The sequence below is a fragment of the Hymenobacter psoromatis genome, from assembly GCF_020012125.1.
GTDB classification, from domain to species: Bacteria; Bacteroidota; Bacteroidia; order Cytophagales; family Hymenobacteraceae; genus Hymenobacter; species Hymenobacter psoromatis.
On sequence record NZ_JAIFAG010000001.1, the window covers coordinates 374,119 to 400,289 of the forward strand.

A 26,171-nucleotide genomic window follows, 5' to 3' on the forward strand; every position below is an offset into this window, starting at 1 on the left:
GTAAATACGGTTTATCATTCATCATTCACTCCTGTTGAGCCGCTTATCTTGACGATATGAAAAACCTACTGTTTCTGTGCGCCTGCCTATGGGCGTTGGCCATGCCGCTACGTGCCGTGGCGGGGCCACCCGATATTATCGTGGTGCAAATTTCATTATTTGCTGGCGATTATAATGCAATTATTACGCGTGGTAAAGGTAAAAGTGAGACTATAGCGCTTAATAATGGGGGTTCAAAAAAAGACCAGATTCAATGTAATGAGGAGTACTATCAGCTCTTTCAACAGCTTTACCAAGAGGGGTACATCTTGCAGAGCACATTTACCAATAGGACTGCTGATACTACCCTACTATTTGTCAAAGCCTCAACAGACTCAACCAAATAGGAAAGCCGCGTCCGCACCTAGCTTGCGCGTCCAATGCCCCCCCGCCCCGTATTTCCCTACCCCCAGTGTATCGGCTGGTTCTGGCTCAGCCTGGCCGTAGTAGGCTTGCTCACAAGTATTTGCCTAGCCCTACCCACCGCCAACGCGACTGGCGATGCCTGGTACTACGCCGCCTGCGCCCGCTGGGGGCAGGAGCTGTGGCAGCCGCACCATCTGCTGTATAATGCCATCGGCTGGGGGTGGCTGCGGGTGGTGGGCGCGGCCGGCCCCGCGCCGGCCGGGCTGGCGGCCCTACCCTGGTTGCAGGCTTTGAACGCGCTGGCCTACGGCGGCTGCCTGCTGGCGCTGGGCCGGCTGCTGCCCTGGGCGGGGGTAGCCCGCGCCGCCGTGCCGGCTTGGCTGCTGCTGGTGGGCAGCTGCTTCGGCATGCTGCGTTTCGCCACGGAGAATGAGGCGTATATGCAGCCGCTGCTGCTGGCGCTGCTGGCCAGCCTGGCCTGGGCGCGGGCGTTGCGCACGGAAAAGCAGTCCGGCCGCTGGCTATTGCTGGCCGGCCTACTGGCGGCTGGGGCCTGCCTAGTGCACCAGCTGATGGTGTGGTGGTGGCTAGGGCTGCTGCTGGGGCTGCGGCCCTGGCGCGGCCGGCCCGCGGCGGCGCGGGCGCTATGGTACTTGGTACCCGCCGTCTTAGTACCGCTGGCCTACGCGCTGGCCGCGCCGGGGGGGGTAGGAGGCATGGTTCGCTTCGCGCTGCACGACTACCTCACCGGTAACGCGCGGGTTGAGCTGGGTGGTAAGGGCTTGCTGCTCACGGGTATCAACCTGGTGCGCACGACCGGGCAGGTTCACGGCAACCTGCTACCGCTGTTGCACCGCTGGCCACTTTTGCTGGGCGGCGTTGGCATAAGTAGCTTGGCGCTGGGTACCTATGGCGCGCTCGGCGCACGCGCCGCGTGGCGCAAGTCTACCCCCGCGCCGATGCCGCGCCCTACCCTTCCGTTATGCACGCAATCGCTTAATTACTTACTCACTGTCAGGACGCACGCACTCATCGGCGGGCTACACCTGGCGTTCGCGGCGCAGGCGGCCGGCAATGCCGAATTTATGGTGATGCTGCCCGCGCTGGCGGCCCTGGCGCTGGCGGGCGGGCCACTGGCCGCCTGGCCGCCGCGCCGGGTGGCGGCCCTGGGCGCGGCCCTGCTGAGCTGGAACCTGGCCTTCGGGCTGGTGCCAGCGCACTTGCTTGACTACACCGGCACCGGCCCGGCGCTACGGGCGTGGGTGCTGCGCCAGCCGCAAGCCTGGTTTTTACTGCGCGACCCCAACTTAGTCCTCAACCAGCTCCAATATTATTCCGGCCGCCCCGCCAGCGCCCCTCGCGTGGTGGGCCTGACCCGCCCCGCCGCCCCGGCCGCCTTCCGCGCCTGGCTGGCGGGCCGGCTGGCCGCCGGCGAAGTCGTTTATACGGATGCGCTGGGCGGCTACCGGCCCCTCGACCGCGCCCAGCTCACGCAGGGTGCGGCGGCCGCGCAGCGGCTGGCCGGCTTCGCGGCCGTGCGTGTGGATTCCTTTCCGACTTTCTTCGGCCCGCGCTACCTCACGCGGCTTGGGCCGGCGAGGGGGGTAGGAACCAGCCCGGCGCGCACCCAACCCATGCTCAGCGCCAGTGCGGCCGTGAAAACCGGAGCCAGCAGATAGCCCATGCGGCCGAGGTCGGCAGAAAGCAGCATGTGCCCGGCCACCACAACCAGTAGCGCCGCCTCGGCCCCACCCAGCACCGGGGCCAGCGCCCGCCGCCCGCCCGGCCGCGCCAGCGCCACCAGTACCGGCAGCCAAAACAAGCCGAAGATGCTGAACAGCTCCGCCAAACCCTTGATGGAAAAAGCTTTGCGCAGCGAAAAAGTCAGATTTTCGAGGTGTGAGAAAGCGTTGGCGACGCTGGTATCGGGGGCCGCGCCGGCCGCTTTATCCACCCAGAAGTGCGCCGCCGCCAGCGCGCCTACCCCCAGCGCCAGGGCCAACGCTTGGCCGCGCCAGCTCAGCGCCCGCCGCCCGTACCACAGCAGCCAGGGCAGCAAAAATACGAATGACTCCTTGGCCAGCGGCCCCACCAGCAACGTCAGTGCCAGCGCCCAAGCCGCCCCCAGCCCGCGCCGCACGGCGTGGTAGCCCAGCCCAAACACCAGCAAATACAGACTATCGGTGAGTGGCAGGCCCGCCGCATAGCCCGCCCAGCGGCTGCTGAGCACCGCCGCCAGCGCCAGCGCGGCCGGCCCCGCGCCGGCCCCCGCCAGCCGGGCACATTGGTAAAAACACGCGCCCGCCGCGCTCAGCAGCAAGCAGTTAATTAAATAAAAGGCCGTCCGCAAGGGCCACTCGCCGGCCTGCCGCGTTGGGCCACCGGGCGTGCCCAGCGCGGCCAGCGGCCGGGCCAGCGCGCCGGCCGCCAGCGGCACCAGCAGGCGGTAGCGCCGCGTCACGTTCACGCTGTCGAAGCGCCCGCTGGCCAGGCGTAGGTAGCTGCGCGTGTCCAGGGAGTGCGAGAAGTCATAGTGCCGGTAGGTGGGGTAGGCCGCATTCAGCAGCAAGCCCAGCGCCAGCGCCCACGGCAGCCCCCAGCGAACGAGTTGGTTGCGCATTTTTTTTCACCTAAGCCCCCGCGAACTTGCGCTCAATCAGCTTTAGCAGGCGGCCAACGTGCTCTTCCTTGCGGCTCCAGTCGTGCTGGCGGGCCAGGTCCTGGCGTACGTAGGCGGTGGCGGTAGCGGCGTCGGGCAGGGTATCGAGGTGCGCAATGGCGGCGTGGTAGTCGTCATCCTCGCCGCCAAATAGCTCATTAATAAAGCTAAAGCGCTGATTAATAGAAATAGCTTCGCGCAGGCTGCCCACCTTGGGAGCCCCGCGCTCGGCCAGGGGCGGCGCGGTTAGCGTGGCCGCCTCGCGTAGCGTGTCAGCCAGATGGGGCGTGGCGGCCTGGGTCGCCTTCAGCTTTTCGTAAAGCGGTACCTCGGCGGGGCGCACGGTAGGGCTAGCGGTCGGCTTGGGCGCGAGGACAGGGGCCGGCGTGCTTACGACGGGTTTAGGCGTGGGCGGGGGGGTAGGGGCTGGTTCGGCTGCGGCTGCGGGCGGGGGGGTAAGGGCTGGCTTTGGCATGGCGAGCGGTTCCGACTTGGCGGCGAGCTCGCGGGCGGGTGGGGGGGTAGGGGCGAGGACCACTGGCTTAGCCGGGCCATCGTCCCAGAGGTCGGCTTCGGTGAGGGGCAGCAGGGCGCTCAGCTCGCTCACCAGGGGGGGTAGGGCGGGCAACTCTTTGCGGTGCGCGGTGAGGTAGAGGTCGAAGCGCTGGCTCAAAAACTCGCGGTTCAGCGGCGCGTGGCCGGTGGGCAGGCTGCCCACGAAGCCCTCAAAAAACGGCTTGGCCTGGTCGAAGTAGCGTAGCGAATCGCGCAGGGTAGCCAGCGGCACGGCTTCGTCGGGGTCGGGGCCGGCGGGAGGTAGCAGCAGGCGCTCGAAGGCGGCGGCGGGGTCGGTGGCCAGCGCCAGCGTATCGGCCACGGCCTGGGCCAGCAGGGGCTCCAGGGCCGCCCGGCCCAGGCCAATGTGGCGCGAAAGCACGTTCATAAACTGCCCCAGCGCGGCGCGCACCGGCGCGGCCTCAAAATCGAAATACGGGCTGCGTAAAGCGCTGGCTTCCTGCTGCCAGCGGCTCAGCAGCTGCCGCAACACCAGTAGGTTGACTTGCCGCAGGGGCGTGAACTTAAGCAGCGCGGGGCCGTCGAGGGTAGCGTCGGGCTGGGCGTCGAAAAACTGCTGGCTGAGCCGGGCGGCCAGCCGGCGGCCGTATTGCGCGCACTTGGCGAGGCTATATTTGTCGGGCATGGCGTGGGCCGGTCGGTAGGCCGGTTTCGTGCGCCAAGTTAGCCCCAAAATGCCCTTGCTGACCCTTGCTAACCTGCCTGCCCCGCCTCTGGAAGTGCCCGCCGGCCGCACGGTGCTAGCTGCCATTCACGCGGCGGGCCACGCCTGGTGGCACGCCTGCGGGGCCAAGGGCCGCTGCACCACCTGCCGGGTGCGGGTGCTGGCCGGTGCCGAGTTCCTTACCCCACCCACGCCGGCTGAGCTACGCTACCGCGCCGCCGGCCGCCTCGGCGAAGCCGAGCGCCTGGCCTGCCAAGCCAGAGTCAGTTGAGAGTTAATAGGTATAGAAGGTTGGCCGGGCCGGGTATCGGCGGGCGGTGCCGTACTTTGTAGAGAGTGCCAAAGCCGGAAGCTGGCTGCTAAATTGCCGCAGCGCTTAGCAGCCAACCTTTAACTTATCACTCTTAACTCTTAATTCTCAACTTAACTTGTTTACTGAGCCCCGCCGCCACGCCGACTTTCCGCGCCACCGGGGCTGGCTGGAAGTCATTTGCGGCTCCATGTTTTCGGGTAAAACCGAGGAGCTGATTCGCCGCCTCACCCGCGCCCGCATTGCGCGGCAGCGGGTCGAGATTTTCAAGCCCGCCCTCGATACCCGCTACCACGCCCAAGACGTGGTGAGCCACAACCAAAATAGTATCCGCTCGACGCCGGTGCAGTCGCCGGCCGAAATCCTGCTGCTGGCCGGCGGTAGCACCGACGTGGTGGGCATCGACGAAGCCCAGTTCTTTGACGAAAGCCTGGTGGACGTGTGCCGACAGCTGGCCGATAACGGGGTGCGCGTCATCGTGGCCGGGCTCGATATGGACTACCGCGGCCGGCCCTTCGGCCCCCTGCCGGCGCTGCTGGCCACCGCCGAGTTTGTGACCAAAGTACACGCCGTGTGCGTGTGCTGCGGCGAACTGGCCGCCTACTCCTACCGCATCGTGGCCAGCGAAAAGCAGGTGCTGCTGGGCGAAACCGACAGCTACGAGGCCCGCTGCCGCCCCTGCTTCCTGGCCGGCGACAGCATTAAAGTAGTGCACAAGGAGCAGTTAACAATGAATAAGGAAGGGTAGGCGTTGGGGTTCGGCGAGTCCGGGCTTTCCCAACTTCATTTCTACGCGCTGGCCAATAGTCAGTAGTAATTAACACGCTATGATTCGTTTTTCCGCCTGGATTTTTTTAGTAGGAATGCTGCTGGCTGCTACCGGGGCCTGGGCGCAGGGCGCGGCCTACGGTGACTGGCAGCTGTACCTGCCCGCCCGGCATCCGCAGGGCCTGGCCAACGCTGGTAATCGGCTCTACGTGATAGACCAGTCGTCCTTTTATTTTTACGATAAGGACCTGCATACTACGCAGGTGCTCTCGCGGCGCGATGGCCTCAGCGACGTAGGAGCTACCGCCCTGGCCTACGACTCGGCTTCGGCGCAGCTGGTGATTGTGTACAAAAACGGCAATATCGACCTGCTGGGTACTAATGGTAAAGTGCGTAATATCAGCGACTTGCTGCGTAAGGAAAGCCAGGTAGCCAAGGCGATTACGCAGGTGCAGGTGTACAATGGACTGGCCTACGTGAGCACCAACCTGGGCGTGGTGGTGCTCGACCTGGCCAAGGGCGAGGTGCGCGATACATACAGCGCCATTGGGCCGGGCGGCCAGGCCATCACGGCCTACGCGGCCGCCGTGCTACACGATACCATTTACGCAGCTACCTCGATGGGCATTCTGCGCGGCCGCATCAGTCCGGCCATCAACTTGCTGGACTACCGCAGCTGGACGACAGAAATGCCGTTTGGTGCCAGTACGCCCACAATTTATTCCCACCCGGTGGAGCTGACAATCTATCGGGGGCACTTGGTAATGGCAGCTTGGTTTCGGGGGGTTGACTACCTGGCGGGGGTAGGGCCGGCCCGTGCGTGGCACTATTCGCCCAATAGCTATGGCGACGTGGCCATCCGGCTGCACGTAAGCGCGGGGCAACTGCTGGTTTCGTTTCAGAAGAGCCCGCTGCGGCGCTTCGACGCGGCCACTGGCTTAGTGGTAGATGTGCTGCCGGCAACGGCTGTGGGCACTGACGTTGATGATGCCGTGCGCGCCCTGGATGGTACGTACTACGTGGCTAGCTTTTATCAGGGCCTGCTGCGCTTTGCGCCCGGTACTACCACCGCCCCCGAACTCATTCAGCCCAACGCCCCCGAAACGGCCTTTTCGTACAGCCTGCTGGCCGATGCGGCTACCAATATCCTGGATGTATTCAGTGGTGGTTATTCTGGCGATAACGGGTTGCCGAATACGGGTGTTATTAAATCGGCAAGTGATAATGGTTTTTATGAATATAAGGACCAGCACTGGACCAACTATACCCCCACGGCCTACCCCTCCGCTGCTGATTACCCTAACCTGCGCGAGCTCTCGCATGGCACCCGCACGCCCGATGGCACGCTCTACATCGCCAGCTATGGTAACGGCTTGCTGGAATGGAGGGGGGTAGGGCAGTTCCGGCGGTTCACGGAGGGTACGCCCGGCTCGCCGCTGCTCAGCAGCCAGGGAACCATCGGCGACCTCAACTACGTGCGCGTTACCGACGTGGCTACCGACCCCGGCGGCTCCTACCTGTGGGTCGTGAACCGCCACCAGCGCCCCAACGCAACGGGCCTGTTTCGCTTCCGGCCGGCCACTGCTACCTGGAAGGCCACCCCTGCCTTCGCGGGCTCCGATAACCTGGACCGGATAGTGGTGGACAACTTTGGTAATCCCTGGGCCACGCAGTCGCGCAAGGGCGGCCAGGGCCTAGTCGCGTTCGACACGGCCAGCCAGCGGTCCTTTCTTTTTACGGTGGGCAACGGCCTGCCCAGCCGGTCGAGCAACGCGCTCTACAGCGTCGCCCGCGACCGCAACGGCGATATTTGGGTGGGCACCGGGGCGGGCGTGGCGGTTTTCAGCGACCCCAGCCAACTCGTGAGCGCCGGCAGCCAGAACACTAGTTTAGCTAATGGCTTTCGCCAGCCCGTGGTGCGTAAGGGCACGGGCACGGGTTTTGAAGCCCTCTACAATGAAAGCGTGCGCTGCATTGCCATCGACGGGGCCAACCGCAAGTGGTTTGGCACGCCCAACGGCCTGTGGCTCTTCAATGCGGATGCTACCGAAGCGCTCCTCAACTTCACCACCGCCAACAGCCCGCTGCCTAGTAACAGTATCAACGACGTGGCCGTGAACGACAAAACCGGCGAGGTCTTCGTGGCCACCGATGCCGGTGTGGTCAGCTACCAGGGCTCGGCCAGCGTCACCGATGGGCCGCCGAGCTGCGCCCAAGTGTCGCCCAACCCCGTGCGGCCCGATTTTGCGGGTACGGTCGGCATCCGGGGGGTAGCCAACAATGCCCAGGTGCGCATCACCGACGTGGCCGGGCACCTCGTTTTCAGCACCAAAGCGGCGGGCGGCACCGTCACCTGGAACCTGGCCGATACCGACGGCCGCCGCGTGCATTCGGGCGTGTACCTAGTCCTCACTTCCGATGCCGACGGCAAAAATACTTGCGTGAGCAAAGTAGCCGTGCTGAGCAGGTAGGTTGACGTGTGCGCCGTAGAGACGCGACCCCTCGCGTTTCTCTTCGTTGAACGATGCGCACGCCGAGAGACGCGAAGGGTCGCGTCTCTACCTAAAAAAAGCGCGTTCTGCTAAGCAGAACGCGCTTTTACGTTGAAAGCTAAGGCTAGTCTACCGCCACCCGCCACCCAGAGCCCGGTAGACGTTCACTGTGGCATTGAGCTGCTGCATCTTGGTTTCGGTTAGGTCGAAGCGCGAGTTCAAAGCATCGCGCTGCGTGAAGAGCACTTCCGTGTAGTCGGCCCGCACGGCTTTAAACAAGCTGTTGGAGATGCGGATGGACTGACTCAGGGCTTCCACTTCCAGCAGTTTCGCATCATAGCTATTTTGCAGGTTATTGATGTTCGCTAGCTGGTTCGCCACCTCAATGTAGGCGTTGAGCACGGTGCGTTCGTAGTTATACACGGCCTGAATCTGGAGCGCGTTGGCGCTGGCATATAAGGCTTTAATGGAGTTACGGTTGATGAGCGGAGCCGTTAGCTCGCCAGCCATGTTGTATAGGATAGACTGTGGCGAGTTGAACAGCAAACCCGGCTTGTAGGCTGCGTACCCGACGTTGGCTGAAATATCCAGCGAAGGGTAGAAGTTGGCGCGAGCTATCTTCAGGTCCAGCTTAGCGGCAACCAACTGCTGCTCGGCCTGCCGGATATCCGGGCGGTTTTCCAGTAGCTGCGTCGGAACACCGGCCTGAACCATCGGCGGCACCAGCCCATTGAATGACTGCGCGTCGCGGGTGATGGGCTGCGGATACCGGCCCATCAGGAAATTAATCCGGTTCTGAGTTTCTATGATGCGCTGCTGCGTCTTGAATTGCAGGCTGGTCGTGTTTTGCACCTGGGCCTCAAAGCGTTTTACGGCCAGCTCGGTTACCCGTGCCGCCAACTTCTCCTCCCGCACGATGCGCAATGCGTTCGCCTGAATCTCAATATTTTGCTTGTAAATGAGTAACTCATTATCCAGCGCCAGCAACTCGTAATACGAATTGGCAATCTCAGCAATCAGGTTGGTTATCACGAAGTTCTTACCTTCTACCGAACCCAGGTAGCGCGCCACGGCCGACTTGCGGGCGTTGCGCAGCTTGTGCCAGATATCTACCTCCCAGCTCGCAAATGCGCCCACCTGATAGTTAGCCAGGGGGGTAGGGGTAGGGTGGTCGGGCTGAATGTTGATGGCATCCTCCGTGGCTCCTTGCAGCGTGTAGCGACCGGGCTTTTCGGCCTCAGTTTGCACACCAAGGCCCACGTAGGGCAGGTAATCACCCTTGCGGACCAGCACCTCGTTGCGGGCAATCTGAATCTCCTGCAAGGTGATATTCAACTCCTGGTTGCCCTGGAGTGCAGTATCAATCAGGGCCGCCAGGTTGGGGTCGGTGAAGAATTGTTTCCACCGGACCTGCGCGGCCGTATTGGTCGTGTCCGATGCGTTGGCAGGATTGAATGTGCCTGGTACGCTGCGATTTACGTCGCGCTGCACCAGCGTTGGTAGTTTGCAGCCAGCCACGGCCAGCGCGAGGCTGGCCGCGGTCAGACCTTGATAAATGCGTCTTTTAAGCATGAGTTTCCAGTTCTTCTTCCACCAACACCCGAGGCTCTAAACCTTCGCTGATTGGGTATTCATTTTCATCGTCGATGAGCTTGCGGCCCTCGGCTACCGTGCCGAACAGGAAATACAAGCCAGGGATAATAATTACCCCGAACACGGTACCGAACAGCATGCCGCCCAGCGCCGCCGTACCAATAGTGCGGTTGCCGTTAGCCCCCGCCCCAGTAGCCAGCACCAATGGAATAAGGCCCGCGATAAAGGCAAAGGAGGTCATCAGAATCGGGCGGAATCGGGCGCGGGCACCCTCAATGGCCGCGTCGCGTACCGACATCCCGCGCTCGTGGTTTTGCACCGCTACTTCCACGATGAGCACGGCGTTTTTACCCAGCAGACCCACCAGCATCACCAAGCCCACCTGGGCGTAGATGTTGTTGGCCAGTCCCATCATTTTGAGCAGCAGAAACGAGCCGAACACGCCCGTGGGCAGCGACAGGATAACAACCAGCGGCAGCAGGAAGCTCTCGTACTGCGCGGCGAGTACCAGGTACACGAAAGCCAGCACGATAAGGAAAATGACTACCGCCTCGTTGCCCCGGCCTACCTCGTCTTTCGAGAGGCCGCCCCAGTCGATGTCGTAGCCGCGCGGCAGGGTTTTGGCCGCCACTTCCTGCACCGCCTTGATGGCCTCGCCCGAACTGTAGCCCTGGGCGGCATCGCCCCGGATGGAGCCGGTAGTGTACATATTATACCGGTTAATCTCGTTCGCGCCCTGCGTCTTCTCGATGGTCATGAAAGCCGAGAACGGCACCATCTCGCCCTTGTCGTTCTTAGCCCACATGTTCAGCACGTCTTCCGGCAAGCGGCGGTACTCGGGCGCGGCCTGCACGTACACCTTAAAGAAGCGCTGGTACTTGATGAAGCCCTGCTCGTAGGTCGAGCCAATCATGATGCTGAGCGTGTTCATGGCGTTGCCGATGTCTACGCCCTTCTGCATGGCCAGGTCGTTGTCAATCTTCAACTCGTACTGCGGGTATTTGGCCGAGTAGAAGGTGAAGAGGCCCGCCAGCTCCTTGCGCTTCTTGAGGTTAGCCAGAAACTCGTTGTTTACTTTTTCGAGCGCCTTGTAGTCACCGGTGTTAGTTTTATCCAGCAATTGCAGCTGGAAACCACCCGCCGCGCCGTAGCCCGGCACCGCCGGCGGCTCGAAGAATTCGATGTTGGCTCCCGGTATCTCCTTCGCCTTTATTTCCAAGGCCGCCACCACGTCATGGATGGATTGCTTGCGCTCGGACCAAGGCTTGAGGTTAATCAGGCAGGTACCCGCGTTGGAGCCGCGGCCTTCGGTGAGCACTTCGTAGCCCGCCAGCGTGGAAATACTCTGGATACCCGGCACATCTTTGGCCAGCTGCTGCAACCTCTCCGAAATGGCGTAGGTACGTTCCAGCGTCGAGCCGGGCGGCGTTTGCACAATGGCGTATAGCATTCCCTGGTCTTCGCTCGGAATAAAGCCGGTAGGGAGATTGAGCGAGATGAAGTAGATGCCCGCCAGAAAGGCTCCCAGCATCGCCAGCGTCACGAGGCGCTTGTCCACCACCTTTTGCAGCAGACCAGTGTAGCTCTTGGTGAGGCGGTCGAAGCCGCGGTTAAACCAGTCGAGGAAGCGATTGAGGGGGTTTTGGGAGCGGGGCTGGCCGTGCGTGTTTTTCAGCAGCATGGCGCAAAGCACCGGCGTAAGCGTGAGCGCGACCACCCCCGAAATGATAATGGCCGTGGCCATCGTAATCGAGAACTGCCGGTAAAAAATACCCACCGGACCGCTCATAAAGGCCACCGGCACGAACACGGCCGTCATCAGGATGGTGATGGCGATAATAGCACCGCTGATTTCGCCTACCACTTCCTGCACCGCCCCGAAGGGCGACAGGTGCTTTTCCTCCATCTTCACGTGCACGGCTTCCACCACCACAATGGCGTTATCCACCACGATGCCAATGGCGAGCACCAATGCAAAGAGCGTAATCATGTTGATGGTTAGCCCGAATGCCTGCATGGCCGCAAACGCTCCAATGAGCGAAACTGGCACGGCAATAATCGGGATGAGCGTGGAGCGCCAGTCGCCCAGAAACAGAAACACTACCAGCGCCACCAGGATAAAAGCGTCGCGCAGAGTATGAATCACGTTCTCAGTCGAAGCATCAAGGAAGCTCGACACGTCGTAGCTGATTTTGTAGTCCATGCCGGGCGGAAACGACGTTTTCTTCATCTCCTCCAGCTTGGCTTTCACCTGCGCGATGACGTCGCTGGCGTTCGAGCCATAAGTCTGCTTGAGCACCATTGCCGCCGACGGATACCCATCGAGGTTGGAGTAGATGTCGTAGAATTCGCTACCCAGCTCCACGTTAGCCACGTCCTTAAGGCGCAGCATTTCCCCGTTGGCGTTGGCTCGCAGCACAATGTTCTTGTACTCGTTCGCGTCGTTGAAGCGGCCCTTATAGGATAGCACGTATTCCAGCGCCTCGGCGCGGCCCCCGTCCGAGCGGCCGATGCGGCCCGGCGAGCCAATCACGCTCTGGTCGCCAATGGCCTTCATTACGTCATCGACCGAGATTTTGTAGGCCCGCATCCGGTCGGGCTTCAGCCACACGCGCATGGCGTACTGCCGGCTACCCAGCAGGTTGGCCCGCCCGATGCCGTTGATGCGCTGCAACTCGGGCAGCATGTTCACGCCGGCGAAGTTGAAGAGGAACTTCATGTCCGTGTTCTTGTCCTTGCTGTACAAGTTCACGTACATCAGCATGTTCGGCACCACGCGGTTCACAATCACGCCTTCGCGCTGCACCAGGATGGGCAAACGGTTGAGCACCTGCGCAATGCGGGTGTTCACGTTCACCACGGCCTGGTCGGGGTTGGTGCCGAGGTTAAATACCACCTGGATGTTGGCCTCGCCGGCACTCACGGCGTCGGAGGTCATGTACTTCATGCCCGGCACGCCGTTCACGGCCTGCTCCAGCGGAATGAGCACCGACTCGGTCAGCACCTTGGCGCTGGCTCCGGGGTAGGCCGCGCTCACCATCACCATCGGGGGCGAAATCTCGGGAAACTGCGAGGTAGGTAGGGTGTTGATGGCCAACATACCCAGCAAGACAATAGCTATCGAAATAACGATAGCAAATACGGGCCTGCGAATGAATCTACTAAACATAGGATGAGTTACTAATGTAAATAATCGAACCTACTCAGAATACACTTTCAGCGTGGGCAACACCTTCTTCATGCTCTCGAAAGTGTAGCTAATCTTGTCGCCGTCCTTCACCTTGCGAATGCCTTCGAGCAGAATCTTATCACCGGCTGCCAAGCCCGACTTAATTACGTACAAGTCAGGCATCTCGGACCCTACCGTGATTTCACGCTGATGCACGATGTTCTTGGCATCCACTACGTATACGTAGCGCTTTTCCAGCACCTCGAAGGAGGCTTTCTGCGGAATGATGAGGGCATGGTTAAGCGGCGTCGTCATTAGGATGCTACCGGTTTCGCCGTTGCGTAGCAGGCCGTTAGGATTCGGAAAGGTGGCCCGGAAGGCGATATTACCGGTCTCATTGTTAAAATCGGCCTCAATAGTTTGGACTTTGCCAGGGAGCGGAAACACCTCATTGTTAGCCATCAATAGCTTCACATTCACAATGTTGTCGGCTTTAGCCTGCGCTTTGTAAGCCAGGTACTCAGCCTCGGGCACGTTGAAGTAGACCCACATCTTGCTGTTGTCGGAAAGCGTCGTCAGCAGGTCGCCCTCATCCACGAGGCTGCCCAGCCGGCCTTGGAAGTGGTCCATGATACCCGTAAACGGCGCTTTAATCGACGTGAACTGCAAGTGCGTCTGGGCCAGCGATACGTCGGCCTTAGCCTTGTCAAACTTGGCTTTAGATAGCGCCAACTCATTGGGCGACACGATGTTGCTGTCAGCCAGGCTTTTCGTGTTCTTGTACTCGATGCCTACGTAGTTGGCCTCAGCCTGCGATTTTTGCAGGTCGGCATTGTATATCAGCGGCGTAATCTGAAACATGGGCTGCCCCTGCTTGACGACCTGACCCTCGTCAACGAAGATTTTTTGCAGATAGCCCTTTTCCAGTGCCCGCAGCTCGATGTGCTGGTAGGCGTGAATCTGCGCCACGTACTCTTTAGTAACGGTAGTATCGGTCAGCAGCGGACTGGTAACCAGAAGTTTTACTTGTTCTTCAACTTCTTCTTTTTTGCTGGCGCAGCTCGTGCCGTAGCACAAGGTACCTACGCTCAAAAACAAGAATAATTTTTTCATAAATGCGCTAGACAGCATAATAAGCAGTTGGTAAGTCCCAGGTAATGTGAGGAGGAAAAGTATGGCGAACGAAGGGTCCTATTCCGGTGGGTAGGGGCCTCAGGTCCGTCTTGATGGGAACTGGTCCGTTGGAGGCCCAACAGGCATCGTCATCAAATAGAAGGTTGCTACATACTTCGTAATCAGCTTTGTCGGGGCCATAAAAGACCACTGAACGCCAGCAAAAAGCTGGTCCCATTTTCAACTTTGTAAGCGCGAAAGGGTGGGAAAGGACCAACGTTGGAAAGCGAACGTCGGCTGCTGGATGGTACAAAATAAAGACCTAAACATAAAGACAATATGAAGGAACAACCTGAATTGCTTCAGAAAGCCCTTCTGACACCTAACCAGCAGGTGGGTTTAAGGCGATTATCTTTATTTACAAATAGTTGGCTAAGGGCGACAAGCAGCCAGTCCGAAGGCTTAATGCAGCCGAGAAAGCGGCGGGGTAGCTGGCATCAGCCTGACGCCAGCTACCCCCAAATTCATGCCTTTAAACGCAAGCAGAAAGCTTACGTTCCGCTTGATACTACATATGTTAACTTTTTATTGCTGAGTTTGGTAATATGAATTATTGATGAACAAAAAGTAACTGCTACCCTCCTTGCCCGAGCCGACGCGCAACTTTGCCTTGCCGGCCCAGGTTAGCCTGCCACGCGCGCCGCTTGCTGGTGTTTCCTACCCCGCCTTTCCTGTTATGCTAATTAAAACCCGCGGCCTTGTTCTAAGCTACCTCAAATACCGCGAAAGCAGCATCATTGTCCGCGTTTACACCGAGCAGCGCGGTGTGCAGAGCTACCTCGTCAACGGTGTGCGCCGGGCCAAGCCGCCGGGGCGCATCGCCCTCTTTCAGCCCCTCACGCTGCTGGAGCTGGTGGCCTACGTGCCCCGGCAGGGGGGTAGCCTCACCCGGCTAGCCGAGTTTCGTTGCGCCGAGCCGTTCCGGTCCTTGCCCTACGAAGTGCATAAAAGCAGCGTGGCCTTGTTTTTAAGCGAGGTGTTGAGCAAGGCCGTGCGTGAGGAAGAGGAAAATCTGCCGCTGTTTCGCTTCCTACACGATTCCATCCTGGCCTTCGATGAGCAGGACGCGGGCACCGAGAACTTCGCGCTACTTTTTCTACTGCACCTGGCCGGCTACCTGGGCTTTGGCATCAGCAGCGGGGCCGCCCTCACCGACCAGGTGGCGCTGGCTGGCCCGGCCACGGGTAGCGGCTTCAGTAGCGGCCCCGCCACGCTGCGCCTGCGCGAGTTTGAGCAATATTTTGACGAGCTGCTGCACGCGCCGGCCACCACCAGCATCCCCAATGGCCAAGTGCGCCGCGAGCTGCTGGCCGTGCTCATTCGTTACTATCAGCTGCACCTCGAAGGGCTGGGCGAAATAAAGTCGCTGGAGATTCTGGGCCAGGTGCTAGCGGGCTAAGTGTCAGTTATCAATTAACAGTTAGCAATCGCTCTGCTTGCGCACAGAGCACATGCAGAACGATTGCTAACTGTTGATTGATACTTGTTAAGTGAACCCTATTTCACCCCCACCAACTCCACGTCAAACCGCAGCGGGGCGTTGGGCGGAATATCGCCGCCCGCGCCGCGCTCGCCATAGGCCAGCGTGGAGGGGATGAGCAGCATGGCTTTGCTGCCCTTAGGCAGCACCGCGATGCCCTGGTCCCAGCCCGGAATTACGCCGCCCTGGCCCAGCACGAAGTCGAAGGGCGTGCCGCCGTGTTTAGCCGACGAGTCGAACTCCTTACCCGTGGCCAGCACCGTGCCGCGGTATTTCACGCTCACCGTCTGGCCTTTCTTGGGGGGTAGGCCCTGGCCGCGTAGGGTTACCACGTACCAAGTGCCGCCCGGCGTTTTCTTGGCCTTAGCGGTCAGCTTATTCTTCTTCAAATATGCCTGAATGGCCGCTTCGTCCTTAACCAGCTGCTTGGCATTGTGAGCTTTGGCCTTCGCCTGCTGCTCGGCCATCATCTGCGTCTGGAGCCGCTGCATGTCGGCGCGGGCCGTGGCTTCGTTCACCAGCCGCACGCCCACCACGCGCACTACCAGCACGTTGCCGGCGCGCTTTAGCTCGGGCGGCACCGGGCGGCCCGGAAACAGCGAATCGGCCGCGAAGCGAAACACGGCGCTATCGCCGGGCAGCACCAGCGAAATAGCCTCTTCCTGGCCGCCCTTTTTGGTCAGCGCCTGCAAAGGCACCGGAATCGGATTGTTGTGCATCTGCTGGCGCGAGCTCTGCAACACCGAGTCGCGGCCCGTCAGAAACGTTATGTAGCCCAGCAAAAAGCGGCCCTGCCGCGTGCTGTAGGCCGAGTCGCCGGCTACCACCAGCGGCCGCCGCTGGTAGTGCCCCGCCGCATCGCGCCGAAATAGCTGGTACTCGGTGCCGCTCGGCAGCCGCTCGAAGCCGGGAGTAGGGGTAGGGGCCTGCGCCCGCAGGCAAGCTGGGCCGGCCACGGCCACCAGCAGCAATAAAAGATTCAAAAAGCGCTTCATGTGCAAGGCAGGGGGTAGGGAAAAATAAAGCCGCCACGCCAGAGCGGCATGGCGGCTTTACTAAAATTTTAATTGAACAAGCAACGGCTAGCGTCCCGCCGGCTGGCCCATTGCGGCCGGCCCGGCGGGGGCCTCCTGCACGTCGGTCAGCTCCACATCGAAGCGCAGGGGCGAGTTGGCCGGGATGGCGGGCGGCGAGCCCTGCTTACCGTATGCCAGCGACGACGGGATGAGAATCGTCGCCTTGCTGCCCTTGTTAAGCTGCTGCAAGGCATCGTCCCAGCCCGGAATCACTTGGCCGCGGCCCAGCGCAAACGAGAAGGGCTGCCCGCCGTGCTTCGCCGACGCGTCGAACTCCTTGCCGTCGAGCAGCGTGCCACGGTACTGCACCGTCACCATCTGGCCGGGCTTAGCGTTGGGGCCGGTGCCGGGCTGGGTAGTCACAACGTACACGCCGCTGGGCAGCTTCTTGGCAGTAGTCAGGTTGTTCTTCTTGATATAATCTTGCAGAATGGTCTCGTCCTTCTTGTCTTGGTCGGCAGCGTAGGTACGCATCTGCTTCTGTTGCTCAGCCATCATTTTCTGCTGGTCGGCCATTGCCTCGGCCATCGCGGCCTCGCGGGGCTGAAGCGCTACCGCCTTCACCGTCAGCACGATGTAGTTACCCTTTTTCTTGAGATAGGCCGGGGCCAGCACACGGGCGTTGCGCTTATACAGCGTGTCGGCGTTGAAGCGAAACACGCCGCTGTCGCCGGGCTGAAGCAACGAAAAGGCCTCGGGCTCAGCTCCAAATTGCTTGGGCGTCAAGGCTTCGAGCGGGATGCGCACCGGAATGCCAAACTGCCGCTCGCGCGATTTCATCATCACCGAGTCGCCCGAGGTCAGGTACTCAATGTGGGCCGACATTACCTTACCGATGCGGTCCTTGTAGCCGGGGTCTACGCCGTTGACGATATCGCGCGCCTCGTACTTGCCGTTCACATTTTTGTAAATCTTATACTCCATGCCCGACTTCGTTTTGGTGAAGTCGCCTCCGCCTTTGTTGCAGGAAGTCAGGAAGGAAGCTACACTAAGCACGCTGGCCGCCAGGGCCAGCTGCCGGGCCGCGCGGGGCCGGGAGGAAAACTGCATGAAAAGGGGTTGATAGTGTGGGAAATGCGGGAAATGTGGAAAGTATGGAATTGTAAAGGCCATTGGGGCTTACATTTTCCACATTTCCACATTTTCCGCATGCAATGGGCAAAGTTAGGCCACGGGCGGCGCAACCGCTACGGGGGCGGGTGGTGTGCTCACCAGCTGCGCCTGGTATTGCGGCAGCACCTCCAAAAATCGCTGTACGGTGGCATCCAGCGGCTCGTAGCTAATGCCGCCCGAGGCGTTATTGTGCCCACCACCGTTGAAGTGATTGCGCGAAAAATCGCTCACCGAGAAGTCGCCCACCGAGCGGAACGAGATTTTTACCGCCGAGCCGCGGTCAATAAACACGGCTGCCAGCACAATGCCCTCGATGCTGAGCGCGTAGTTGACTAAGCCCTCAGTATCGCCGGTTTTGCTCTCGTAGTCGCGTAGCTCTTGTTGCGTCACGGCAATGTAGGCCGTATTAAACGCGCGATTCACGACTAGCTTGTCTTTCAGAATGTAGCCCAGGAAACGCAGCCGGATTTCGGAGTGCGAGTCGTAGATGCGGCGGTGCACCGAGGCCAGGTCAATACCCGTATTCAGCAGCTCGGCAATGATGAGGTGCACGTTGCGCGAGGTGCTGGGGTGCCGAAACGAGCCCGTATCGGTCATAATACCCGCGTAGAGCGCCTCGCCCATGCCCTGGTCCACGAGGTCTTGGTCGCCCAGGGCCCGGATAATCTCAAAAATAAGCTCGGCCGTGGCCGCCGCCTTGGGGTCCGAAAAGCTTACATCGGCGAAACCCTCGGGGCGCTGGTGGTGGTCGATGAGCACCTTCGTGCCAGGAGCCTGGCGCACGTACTCGCCCAACTCGTTGATGCGGCCCAGGCAGTTAAAATCAAGGCAAAAAAGCAACTCAGCCCGGTTTATCAGGTCGCGCACCTGGCGGTCATTCTGGCGCGCGTCGTAGATAACAACCTCGTCGTTGCCCTGCATCCAGTTGAGGAAGGCGGGGTAGTCGGAGGGCGTGACGACGGTCACGGAGTGGCCCTTTTTCTTGAGGTAGGCGGCCCAGGCCAGCGACGAACCCAGCGCGTCGGCGTCGGGCTTGTGGTGCGTGGTAATAAAAATCTGCCGGGGCTGCGCCAGCAGAGTTTGCAACTCGGATACGGAAGGAAACATCGACTAGGAAAATGGCCTGCGAATGCGAAGAAAAGAGCCAGTGGAAATATCTGGCGCAAATGGCCGACAAAGTTCGGCACGAATTGGCTTTCAACAAGTGAACCCCCTGCGAAGGTTCTGCGAAGCCCGCCAACCAGCTGGCTGGCTACGCGCCCCACAGGCCGCCTACCCCCCGCTACGGCGCAAGCCCAAGGCGTTCGGCTCCTACCTTTGCCCCAAACTAATTTTTTTTTGAGTACAATGGCAACTAACCGCACCTTCACGATGATTAAGCCCGACGCCGTGGCCGAAAACCACATTGGCGGCATCCTGCACATGATGGAGCAGGGCGGCTTCCGCGTCGTGGAGCTTCAAAAAGTTACTCTTACGCCCGAGCGCGCCGGCCAGTTCTACGCCGTGCACAAGGAGCGCCCTTTCTACAACGACCTGGTGAAATACATGTCGAGCGGTCCCATCGTGGCGGCCATTCTGGAGAAAGACAATGCGGTAGCCGACTTCCGTAATCTCATCGGTGCTACCAACCCGGCGCAGGCTGCCGAGGGCACCATTCGTAAGAAATACGCGAAAAGCATGGAGGCCAATGCCGTGCACGGCTCCGACTCAGACGAAAACGCCCAGATTGAAGGCGAATTTTTCTTCAACAAGTAAGCCCTACCCCCTTTAGAAGGAATAAGCCTCAAAAAGCCGTTCTGCATCGTGCAGAGCGGCTTTTGCTTTATACTCAAAGCAGACTTTTTTTGTACCAATTTTGTATCGATGAGCTTAGTTGACTACTCCGAAACCGATGTAGTCTTATTGGCGAACACTTTCTTACTGTGAAATAGCGTCGGGCGATGCAGCTCCGGTTGCAGTGGGTGCGGTTAGGTGGGCCCCAGCTCCAGCAGAAATTGCCACGCGGTGAGCCCGGAATTGGCTGCCTTAGCGGCGTATTCGGTACACGCCTCCATTCCTTTTGGGGGTAAGACCTGCTTTTGTTGCTTCGGGTGCCAGACCATGGACCGACTGCTTTGCCGCAGCCATGCTCTCGGTTGTGATACCAGGCAGATTTTTCTTGCCGATACCTGCTTTCCTTATCTTTCATACGACCCCTTTTTTACTGCGCCCGCCCCATACGTATCGAAGAGTAGTGGCTGACTTGCCCCGCCGCTAAATGCCCCCCGTGGTGTAGCCCAATACGGGGGCTTGCTCGCCTTCGCCCAGCCAGAAGGAGGGGGTAGGGGCCGCCATTTCGTAGCGCAGCACCACGTCGGTTTCGAAGGCCACGAAATAACTGCAAAGCAGGGCTAGTGCCTTGGCGGGCCACCCGCCGGCCAGGTAAGCTTCCAACTCGACCACCGACAGATTTTGCAGCGCTATTTCGAGGGCGGGCAGTGTTTCCTGATACTCGCCGCCCAGCACCAGGTCGCGGCCCAGGGCCAGGTCGCCCAGCGTGCCGCTGCCGCTTACGCCACCCGCCGCCGGTAGCGGGTGGCGCAGCGGGGGCACTACGCGCAGTTGCACGGGCTGGCCCAACACGCTCTCGAAGCAGTATTGAGTGCGCGGCAGGTCGCCGGTGATGCCGTGGGCCAGGGGTATCAGGTACAGCAGGTTGGTAAGAGGGCCGGCCGGCAGGCCACTATCGGCAATATCCCAGAAGCGGCCCAGGGCCTGGTTGTACCAGCGGGACGAGAGGTTGGTGAAGTAGCGGCGCTCTTCCTGCTCGATGTGGACGCGAAACCGGAAAAACTCCTGCTCGAAGGGTAGAAAAAACAGCCGGGTAGCCTTTTCCTTGCGGCGCTGCACCTGAATATCCTCTACCATCGCCCGCACGCTGGGGGCCGGGGTGCCGGGCTGGTGAAATACCTGCTGCGGCAGGGCGTCGTAGAGGCCTTCGCGGTGTACCTCCAGGGTAGTGCGCACCACCGGCCGGCCGCCGCGCTCAAATTCTTCTTCCCCCACCAGGCCCAGGTCACGGCGGTAGCGGCGGGCAAATAACCCCACCGGCCGCACCAGAAAGTCGTCGAACTCATAGCCGTAGGCCAATAGCTCGGCCAGAATTACTTCCGTGCGCAGGTCGAAGGGCTGGCGGCGTAGGCTGGCCAACAGCTGGTGAACGGAGGTACTGTCAGCCATATAAGCAAAAGGGAATGTAGCCAAAAATACGCTCGGTAACCCCTGCAAACCTACGGCGGCCGCCGGCTCCGCGTTGGTCCCAAAGAGTAGGGTAGGGTGGACTAGCACCTGGATTTATCCGTACATTCGGCGCGGGCTCCCCAGCGGAGCCCGCGCCGTTGTCGTTCTTGTGATTATCCATTCTCATGATTCCCAACCCCGAGTCGCAGGCCCGCGGAGCCGTTACCAATTCCCTCAATAGCCTCGGCACGCGGGTAAGGGGTAGCAAAGTATTTATTAGCAGCTTTTTATACGTAGTAGTCACGGTGCTGGGATTTGGGCTGCTGGGCCTGGCTGCGGTGCGCAGCCCGTGGGCGTTTCCGCTCACGCTGGGCCTGCTGCAACTGGCGTTGCTGCTGCTGGGCTGGCTGTATGCGGCGCAATTACCCGGCTGGCTGCCGTGGTACGACGCGCGTAGCCGTTGGCAATCGGCACTTATTCTGGTGGGTACGGCGGCCTTGGGAGCCGGAGCCATCGTGGCGCTGCAGTGGCTGCCGTGGGCCAAAAACCACTTGCCGCCCCTAGGCTTCGTGCCCGCGGTCATTCCGTTTGTGCTGCCGTTCTTCTTCTGGGAATCCTATCAGGCCTGGCGGGCCATTCCCTACCCCCACTATAAGCTCTGGCGCTACAATCCGCTGGCTCCCGGCCCCGACCTATCGCGCATGGACCTCAACCACTTCATGGTGCTGCACTTCTGGATGACGCGCCGCCAAGGAGAAACACTCTACCACGACTTCTCTTCCAAAGCACCCTTTCAAATGCGGCTGAGCGACTTATTCGGCATCTTTCTGACCGATTACAACCGGCTCAAGCCCGACCAGGCCATCCAGTATATGGACGGCCAGGGCCACTCCTACGGCTGGCTGTTTTACGCCAAGCAGCCGTGGTGGCGGCGGCGGCGCTACTACGACCCCGACCGTAGCTTTCAGGATAACTTTCTGCGGCCGGATAGCATCGTGGTGGCCCAGCGCGTGCCGCCTACCCCCGCGCCCGAAACTACTGCCTAAGGCACGAGTGCAGCCTGCTTTCTCCCGTACTTTCGCTCCTCATTCGCGGCTATGCTTCCAGAAATTACTTATTACCCGGTAAACTGGGTGGACGGGATGAAAATTGCCCGCCGCCATTTCACCGAAACCGAGCGCTTTACCCTCGACCACCTGCGCGATGCTACCGCCGTATATCTGCGTCCCGACAACTACGGCCTGCTGCCCGCCACCGATGCCTTGGGCAGCCCGGCGGCCTTCGAGCTGCTGTTGAGCGTGGACGTGCAGGGCGAGGTGCAGGCCCGCCTCACGCAGTGCCGGGCCGTGACGGCCGGCGGGGCCCGCGTTGAAATCGCGGCCAGCAGCACCCCGCTCACGGCCCGCACCAGCCTGGCCCAGCTGCTTAGCACCTATAACCTGGCGGCCACTGAGGGCCAGCGCTTCCGCGTGGTGCTCACCGTGAACCCCTTCGAGCGGCTGCCTACCGGCACGCCGGCCCCCGAAGAAGTGCCGCCCCGCCACCCTTACACCCGCCCCACCTACGAACTGAGCTTTGTGCCCGCGGCGCAGCTGGCCAGCGAAACCAGCTCGGCCTTCGCCCTGGTAGTAGGCGAGCTATTGTATGCCGAAGGCGAGCTGCGGCCCGTGGCGCAGTTCATTCCGCCCAGCACGGCGCTGGCCAGCCACCCGGCGCTGCTGCAAGCTCTATATCAGCTGGATTTGCAGCTGACGGAGCTGGAAACGGATGCCTTCAAGATTATTCATAAAGTGAAGCTGCGCCCCGACAAGGGCAGCCCGCTGGCCGACCTGGTGCGCGAGCTGGCCGACCAAACCGCCCTGGCCCTGGCCCAGCAGCTGACGACCCTGCGCCTGCTGGCCGCCGCGCAGCCGCCCATCTACCTGCTCGACGCGCTGCTGCGGGTAGCCAAACCGGTGAAAACGGCCCTCGACCGCCTCACCGAGGGCGAGCGCGAAGAGCTGCTGCGCTACTTTGAGCAGTGGTCGGAGGTGACGCCGGCGGCGCTGCTGGGCGGCTTGCAGGAAGCGCTGAATCTGCGTTACGACCACCAGCAGCTGCACGAGCACCTGCGCCAGCAGCAGCAACTGTGGTACTTGCTAGGCGTTATTTTCCGGCAGCTGAGCCAGTTGGAGTACATCGGCAAAAACCGCGAAGGCTGGCAGCCTTTCATCGTCGAAAACCCCCTGGCTACTACCCCGGCTCCCGCGCCGCGCCCCAATGGAGCAGCCCGCTGGAATCCCTTTTAGTTGCCGACGCAGCCAGGATGTTGACGAAGACTGAAGCTGCTTTAGCTGGCTGAGATGCAAGCCGCGCTGCGGAAACTGCCTTCGCACGGTGCTTGTGCATGCTAGCACCTAATTTTATCCCCTATGACCCCCCTTAACCAACCCGAGCGGCGTACCCGTCTGTGGCAGTTCCTGTTACTTTATCTGCTGGCGCTGCTCGTGCCGCTGGGGGCTTCGTACTATTTGTTTTCCAACAACAGCCTGGCCGACGAGAGCCGCCGCCTGAAGACGGAGCTGGACCGCACCCACGAGGAGCAGGGCCGCCTGGTGACGCAGTTTGATACCCTGACCCGGCACCTGCTGCGTATTGATGGGGCCGACCAGCAAATGCTGGCGAACCCCAACGAGCTGGTTCGGGGTAAGCTGAGCGTGGGTATCAACGATAATCTGAATAGTATTGCTGTGGTTATGAGCCAGCTGCGTCTCGACTCGGCCCAGATGAAGGTGCCGGCCCACCGGCGGATGGCCCGCAACATGCTCCGCGACTTCGATTTATTCCGTTCCAACCGCAGCACGATTGAAACCCTGCGCCAGGAAGCCGGCCGGAACGGGCAGGCCGCGGCCGGCAGCGACCGGCTCCAGCAGCGACTCGACCAGTCGCAGCAGCGGGTAATACTACTAGAAACCGCGATGGCTCAACTGCGGGCCGGGGCAGCCAACAGTGGCGGTGGTGGCGGCAGCGTGCCGCCGCCACTACCCCCTTCGGTCAACGCCGTGGCCAAGCAGCAGATTGAGCTGCTGCGTGACCAGGTAGCCTTTGCCGAAGCCGACTGCCTGCGCCAGCGTGCCCTCGACCACAAGAGCCGCAGCAAGGAGCGCAAGCAGCTGCTGGAACAGGCCCGCACGGCGTTCATTCAAATTTTGCAAGCCCCCGCTACCGAGGACCTGAAGACAAGCATCGAAAAAACCCTGGAGCCCATCAATGTAGAGCTAGGGCGGCCGCCGCGCTTCTTCGGTCTGCTGGGGGGGGGGTAGGCCGCCTGGCAGGTATTACCACCAGGGTTAGCATTATGGCTAATTTTAGCTGGCCGTGGAAGGTATGCTTACCCGCAGTCAATAGCTGCTTTGGTCAAAAAAGAACACCGAAAATATAGTCTGTTCGCCAATCCCTAAAGTACCCCTACCCCCTCAGTCCTGGGCCAGGACCCCGACGGGAGTCTGGTGAGGGGAATGGTTTGCAGGCCGTTGGTGAGCACGAAGCTGGCCTTCTTGACGTACTTGTCCGTTTCCACGCGCAGGGTCAGGTGCTGGTTGGGGCTCTGCTGGTGCAGGGTGGCGAAGGCGGCCATCGTCTGAGCCTCGTCGAAGGTTTTGGCCCGCACCCGGTGGGCGTGCCCGGCCTCGTCGCGCACATAGAAAGTGCAGGAGCGGGGCACGGCGCGGGCCTGGGGGGTGAGCAGGGCGCGGGCGTGTAGCGCCAGGTCGGGGGTGAGGGGGTAGTTGGTGACCTCGGCGTTGAGAAAGCGCATGGTGAAGTTGTCCAAAGTCAGCGGTACGCTGAAGGCGACCTGCCAGGGGTAGGTCTTGAGGTAGTCGTCCCACTGCTTCGTGTTGATGGTACCCGCTTTCATCTGCTGCTGTACTTCGGCCGGACGCTCGGCCATCTCGTCGCGGTACATTTGGGGCCGGTCGGTTTTGGGATAGAAGCGGCGGAAGTCAGCATCGGAGACGCTGCCCCGAAAGGCTCCGATAAGCACCTTGCGGCCAAGTCCGGTCAGCCAGACGCAGACCAGACCCTTGGGCAACACGCACACGGTCAACTCATGGTAAGTAATGTGTTTCTGGTCTTGGGTATCCCAGAAGCCAGTTTTGAGCAACTCATAGAGGCGCTGCTGGGGCAGGGCAAAGCGGCCCTCATAAAACTTGTCCTCCGTGAAGGAGAAATAGAGAATCTCCAGGCTGTCCGGGGGCCGCCTGGTTGGGGTCGCCTACCCCCCAGCCAATGGAAGACGCGCCCCAGTCGCCCCGCAGATAATGGCCGGAGGGCACGGGAAAGGTCTTCCCGTCGGAGCGCACGAAAGCCCCAAGCTGGATGGTCATCGGGTAGCCCTGGGCCGCGCAGGGGCTGGCCGAGAGCGGAAACGTGTCGGTCTGATAGGCAGGCATAGCGGAAGGGGCGCGCCGGGTAGGGTGCTGGGCGCAGGCCGGCAGCGCTAGGGCCAGTAAGCTCGTCAGGCCCAGCCAGGAACGCACGGAAAAAGACATGAGAGATAGGAAGACTAAAGCAGAAGGAAACTACTGGTCAGGCAGCTATTTTACGGGCTGGGGGGCGTCGGAGAAGATTTGGCGTTCGGGCAAGTGCTTGACGTAGCGCCCGGCCATCGTCAGGTCGGCCGTGCTGAACTCACCCTTCACGGCCGAGCGGTGCAGGTACTCGCGGCGCACCCACCGCTCGTCGGCCGGCAGCTCGTAGGTGGCCGGCTCGTAGGGGTGCTGGCTCACCGGGCCGGGCCGGGCCAGCACGAACGCCTTCATCTGCGCCCCGACTTTTTGTAAGTGCGGCGGCACGGCGTAATCTTTATTAGCCCCGGTAAAGGGTTTGAACTGCATTCCGCCCTGCTGGGCCAGGGTGCGCATGATATCTAAGGGGAGGAGCTGGTAGACGTGGGTCAGCGCGCGCACCCCCTCCAGCCACCAGCCCCCCTGGGGCACGAGCTGCCGCCGCGCGTACCAGCCCTCGTTCACCAGGCGCGCCACCTCGGGGGCGGTGACCCAGCGCGTCTCCACCTTGTGCTCCTCGTAGCTGCCGCCGATGTCGGAGTGCACCCCCGGCAGGCGCACTTCCAGGCCCACGCCCGCCAGCACCGAGCTGCGGATGTTGGTGGAGGCAAAGTTCTTGCGGTACTCGTCGGCCGCCGCCAGCTGCACCACTTGCCGGGCGTGGCCCCCGATGGCCAGGTGCAGCTCCTTGACGTCGTCGTCAAAGCTCTTGTGGCGCAGGTTATTGTATATCTGGCCGCTCACCTTCTGGTACTTTTCCCCCCCGTAGGAGGACACCGTGTCGAACAGGCCCACAAAGTTGATGATGCTGCTGGCCCGTGGCGTACCAAAGCGGTCGGCAAGCCGTGGCTGGTGGTCGCGCAATAACAAAATAAAGTGCCGCGCCGCCGCCGCCCCCCGGCTGAAGCAGGAAGCCCCGAATAGCGC

22 protein-coding genes are annotated in these 26,171 nt (G+C 61.2%); 10 read left to right on the forward strand and 12 right to left on the reverse strand.

What is annotated here, in order from left to right:
• Nucleotides 1-56: 56 nt before the first annotated feature.
• Nucleotides 57-386 (forward strand): hypothetical protein, encoded by a 330-nt coding sequence (locus LC531_RS01535; protein ID WP_223648566.1) that lies wholly within the window; start codon nt 57-59, stop codon nt 384-386.
• Nucleotides 387-419: 33 nt separating this feature from the next.
• Entirely contained in the window at nt 420-2,084 is a 1,665-nt protein-coding gene (locus LC531_RS01540; RefSeq protein WP_223648567.1) for a hypothetical protein, read from the forward strand.
• Here LC531_RS01540 and LC531_RS01545 read toward each other — a convergent pair.
• Together LC531_RS01545 and LC531_RS22580 are read right to left on the reverse strand one after the other, a co-directional pair.
• On the reverse strand, nt 1,979-3,025 hold the full coding sequence (locus LC531_RS01545) for a hypothetical protein (RefSeq protein ID WP_223648568.1): 1,047 nt from the start codon (nt 3,023-3,025) through the stop codon (nt 1,979-1,981). The genes LC531_RS01540 and LC531_RS01545 overlap by 106 nt on opposite strands.
• A gap of 10 nt (nt 3,026-3,035) precedes the next feature.
• A complete protein-coding gene (locus tag LC531_RS22580) occupies nt 3,036-4,265 on the reverse strand; it encodes a hypothetical protein (protein ID WP_262903250.1) in 1,230 nt (409 codons plus the stop codon).
• Between the two features lie 49 nt (nt 4,266-4,314).
• Between LC531_RS22580 and LC531_RS01555 the strand changes: the two genes are divergently transcribed.
• The 3 genes from LC531_RS01555 (at nt 4,315) to porZ (ending at nt 7,853) form a co-directional block, all read left to right on the forward strand.
• Nucleotides 4,315-4,575 (forward strand): 2Fe-2S iron-sulfur cluster-binding protein, encoded by a 261-nt coding sequence (locus LC531_RS01555; RefSeq protein ID WP_223648569.1) that lies wholly within the window; start codon nt 4,315-4,317, stop codon nt 4,573-4,575.
• Nucleotides 4,576-4,732: 157 nt separating this feature from the next.
• The gene (locus LC531_RS01560) at nt 4,733-5,362 is read left to right on the forward strand and encodes a thymidine kinase (protein WP_223648570.1); all 630 of its coding nucleotides are present in this window, start codon (nt 4,733-4,735) and stop codon (nt 5,360-5,362) included.
• Nucleotides 5,363-5,441: 79 nt separating this feature from the next.
• Nucleotides 5,442-7,853: a type IX secretion system anionic LPS delivery protein PorZ gene (porZ, locus tag LC531_RS01565; RefSeq protein ID WP_223648571.1), complete on the forward strand. Its 2,412-nt coding sequence runs from the start codon at nt 5,442-5,444 to the stop codon at nt 7,851-7,853.
• A gap of 150 nt (nt 7,854-8,003) precedes the next feature.
• Here porZ and LC531_RS01570 read toward each other — a convergent pair whose 3' ends face one another.
• Genes LC531_RS01570 through LC531_RS01580 form a run of 3 tightly spaced genes read right to left on the reverse strand, consistent with a single transcriptional unit; the run spans nt 8,004 to nt 13,749 of the window.
• Nucleotides 8,004-9,446, reverse strand: a complete 1,443-nt coding sequence (locus LC531_RS01570) for a TolC family protein (protein ID WP_223648572.1) — start codon at nt 9,444-9,446, stop codon at nt 8,004-8,006.
• On the reverse strand, nt 9,439-12,636 hold the full coding sequence (locus LC531_RS01575; RefSeq protein ID WP_223648573.1) for an efflux RND transporter permease subunit: 3,198 nt from the start codon (nt 12,634-12,636) through the stop codon (nt 9,439-9,441). Before LC531_RS01575 ends, LC531_RS01570 begins: the two co-directional genes overlap by 8 nt.
• A gap of 30 nt (nt 12,637-12,666) precedes the next feature.
• Nucleotides 12,667-13,749, reverse strand: coding sequence for an efflux RND transporter periplasmic adaptor subunit (locus tag LC531_RS01580; RefSeq protein ID WP_223648574.1), 1,083 nt, complete (start codon nt 13,747-13,749; stop codon nt 12,667-12,669).
• Nucleotides 13,750-14,485: 736 nt separating this feature from the next.
• Between LC531_RS01580 and recO the strand changes: the two genes are divergently transcribed.
• Entirely contained in the window at nt 14,486-15,208 is a 723-nt protein-coding gene (gene recO / locus LC531_RS01585; protein WP_223648575.1) for a DNA repair protein RecO, read from the forward strand.
• Nucleotides 15,209-15,306: 98 nt separating this feature from the next.
• Here the strand turns inward: recO and LC531_RS01590 are convergent, their stop codons facing one another.
• The 3 genes from LC531_RS01590 to LC531_RS01600 form a co-directional block, all read right to left on the reverse strand.
• On the reverse strand, nt 15,307-16,284 hold the full coding sequence (locus LC531_RS01590; RefSeq protein ID WP_223648576.1) for an FKBP-type peptidyl-prolyl cis-trans isomerase: 978 nt from the start codon (nt 16,282-16,284) through the stop codon (nt 15,307-15,309).
• An 87-nt stretch (nt 16,285-16,371) separates the two neighbouring features.
• Entirely contained in the window at nt 16,372-17,415 is a 1,044-nt protein-coding gene (locus tag LC531_RS01595; RefSeq protein ID WP_223648577.1) for an FKBP-type peptidyl-prolyl cis-trans isomerase, read from the reverse strand.
• A 114-nt stretch (nt 17,416-17,529) separates the two neighbouring features.
• Nucleotides 17,530-18,585 (reverse strand): DHH family phosphoesterase, encoded by a 1,056-nt coding sequence (locus LC531_RS01600; protein WP_223648578.1) that lies wholly within the window; start codon nt 18,583-18,585, stop codon nt 17,530-17,532.
• Between the two features lie 240 nt (nt 18,586-18,825).
• On the opposite strand from LC531_RS01600, the gene LC531_RS01605 reads away from it, so the two are divergent.
• Nucleotides 18,826-19,233, forward strand: coding sequence for a nucleoside-diphosphate kinase (locus tag LC531_RS01605; protein WP_223648579.1), 408 nt, complete (start codon nt 18,826-18,828; stop codon nt 19,231-19,233).
• 498 nt (nt 19,234-19,731) lie between these two features.
• Here the strand turns inward: LC531_RS01605 and LC531_RS01610 are convergent, their stop codons facing one another.
• Complete coding sequence (locus tag LC531_RS01610; protein WP_223648580.1) at nt 19,732-20,697, reverse strand: type VI secretion system baseplate subunit TssG; 966 nt, start codon at nt 20,695-20,697, stop codon at nt 19,732-19,734.
• A 185-nt stretch (nt 20,698-20,882) separates the two neighbouring features.
• On the opposite strand from LC531_RS01610, the gene LC531_RS01615 reads away from it, so the two are divergent.
• From LC531_RS01615 to LC531_RS01625, 3 genes are all read left to right on the forward strand, one after another.
• A complete protein-coding gene (locus tag LC531_RS01615) occupies nt 20,883-21,743 on the forward strand; it encodes a TssN family type VI secretion system protein (protein WP_223648581.1) in 861 nt (286 codons plus the stop codon).
• A 51-nt stretch (nt 21,744-21,794) separates the two neighbouring features.
• Complete coding sequence (locus LC531_RS01620) at nt 21,795-22,985, forward strand: hypothetical protein (RefSeq protein WP_223648582.1); 1,191 nt, start codon at nt 21,795-21,797, stop codon at nt 22,983-22,985.
• Nucleotides 22,986-23,108: 123 nt separating this feature from the next.
• The gene (locus LC531_RS01625) at nt 23,109-23,999 is read left to right on the forward strand and encodes a hypothetical protein (protein ID WP_223648583.1); all 891 of its coding nucleotides are present in this window, start codon (nt 23,109-23,111) and stop codon (nt 23,997-23,999) included.
• A gap of 134 nt (nt 24,000-24,133) precedes the next feature.
• On the opposite strand, the gene LC531_RS01630 is transcribed toward LC531_RS01625, so the two are convergent.
• The 3 genes from LC531_RS01630 to LC531_RS01640 are packed head-to-tail and all read right to left on the reverse strand — an operon-like array spanning nt 24,134 to nt 26,108.
• Nucleotides 24,134-24,922: a DUF2931 family protein gene (locus LC531_RS01630; RefSeq protein ID WP_223653830.1), complete on the reverse strand. Its 789-nt coding sequence runs from the start codon at nt 24,920-24,922 to the stop codon at nt 24,134-24,136.
• Nucleotides 24,879-25,229, reverse strand: a complete 351-nt coding sequence (locus LC531_RS01635; protein WP_223648584.1) for a hypothetical protein — start codon at nt 25,227-25,229, stop codon at nt 24,879-24,881. Before LC531_RS01635 ends, LC531_RS01630 begins: the two co-directional genes overlap by 44 nt.
• 45 nt (nt 25,230-25,274) lie before the next feature.
• On the reverse strand, nt 25,275-26,108 hold the full coding sequence (locus LC531_RS01640) for a phospholipase effector Tle1 domain-containing protein (protein WP_223648586.1): 834 nt from the start codon (nt 26,106-26,108) through the stop codon (nt 25,275-25,277).
• Nucleotides 26,109-26,171: the final 63 nt, after the last annotated feature.

Bases quoted from the DNA above. Each gene is read 5' to 3' on its own strand.
- LC531_RS01535 (WP_223648566.1), top strand. From the start codon at position 57: ATGAAAAACCTACTGTTTCTGTGCGCCTGCCTATGGGCGTTGGCCATG.
- LC531_RS01540 (WP_223648567.1), top strand. From the start codon at position 420: ATGCCCCCCCGCCCCGTATTTCCCTACCCCCAGTGTATCGGCTGGTTC.
- LC531_RS01545 (WP_223648568.1), bottom strand. From the start codon at position 3,025: ATGCGCAACCAACTCGTTCGCTGGGGGCTGCCGTGGGCGCTGGCGCTG.
- LC531_RS22580 (WP_262903250.1), bottom strand. From the start codon at position 4,265: ATGCCCGACAAATATAGCCTCGCCAAGTGCGCGCAATACGGCCGCCGG.
- LC531_RS01555 (WP_223648569.1), top strand. From the start codon at position 4,315: ATGCCCTTGCTGACCCTTGCTAACCTGCCTGCCCCGCCTCTGGAAGTG.
- porZ (WP_223648571.1), top strand. From the start codon at position 5,442: ATGATTCGTTTTTCCGCCTGGATTTTTTTAGTAGGAATGCTGCTGGCT.
- LC531_RS01570 (WP_223648572.1), bottom strand. From the start codon at position 9,446: ATGCTTAAAAGACGCATTTATCAAGGTCTGACCGCGGCCAGCCTCGCG.
- LC531_RS01575 (WP_223648573.1), bottom strand. From the start codon at position 12,636: ATGTTTAGTAGATTCATTCGCAGGCCCGTATTTGCTATCGTTATTTCG.
- LC531_RS01580 (WP_223648574.1), bottom strand. From the start codon at position 13,749: ATGAAAAAATTATTCTTGTTTTTGAGCGTAGGTACCTTGTGCTACGGC.
- recO (WP_223648575.1), top strand. From the start codon at position 14,486: ATGCTAATTAAAACCCGCGGCCTTGTTCTAAGCTACCTCAAATACCGC.
- LC531_RS01590 (WP_223648576.1), bottom strand. From the start codon at position 16,284: ATGAAGCGCTTTTTGAATCTTTTATTGCTGCTGGTGGCCGTGGCCGGC.
- LC531_RS01595 (WP_223648577.1), bottom strand. From the start codon at position 17,415: ATGCAGTTTTCCTCCCGGCCCCGCGCGGCCCGGCAGCTGGCCCTGGCG.
- LC531_RS01600 (WP_223648578.1), bottom strand. From the start codon at position 18,585: ATGTTTCCTTCCGTATCCGAGTTGCAAACTCTGCTGGCGCAGCCCCGG.
- LC531_RS01605 (WP_223648579.1), top strand. From the start codon at position 18,826: ATGGCAACTAACCGCACCTTCACGATGATTAAGCCCGACGCCGTGGCC.
- LC531_RS01610 (WP_223648580.1), bottom strand. From the start codon at position 20,697: ATGGCTGACAGTACCTCCGTTCACCAGCTGTTGGCCAGCCTACGCCGC.
- LC531_RS01615 (WP_223648581.1), top strand. From the start codon at position 20,883: ATGATTCCCAACCCCGAGTCGCAGGCCCGCGGAGCCGTTACCAATTCC.
- LC531_RS01620 (WP_223648582.1), top strand. From the start codon at position 21,795: ATGCTTCCAGAAATTACTTATTACCCGGTAAACTGGGTGGACGGGATG.
- LC531_RS01625 (WP_223648583.1), top strand. From the start codon at position 23,109: ATGACCCCCCTTAACCAACCCGAGCGGCGTACCCGTCTGTGGCAGTTC.
- LC531_RS01635 (WP_223648584.1), bottom strand. From the start codon at position 25,229: ATGTCTTTTTCCGTGCGTTCCTGGCTGGGCCTGACGAGCTTACTGGCC.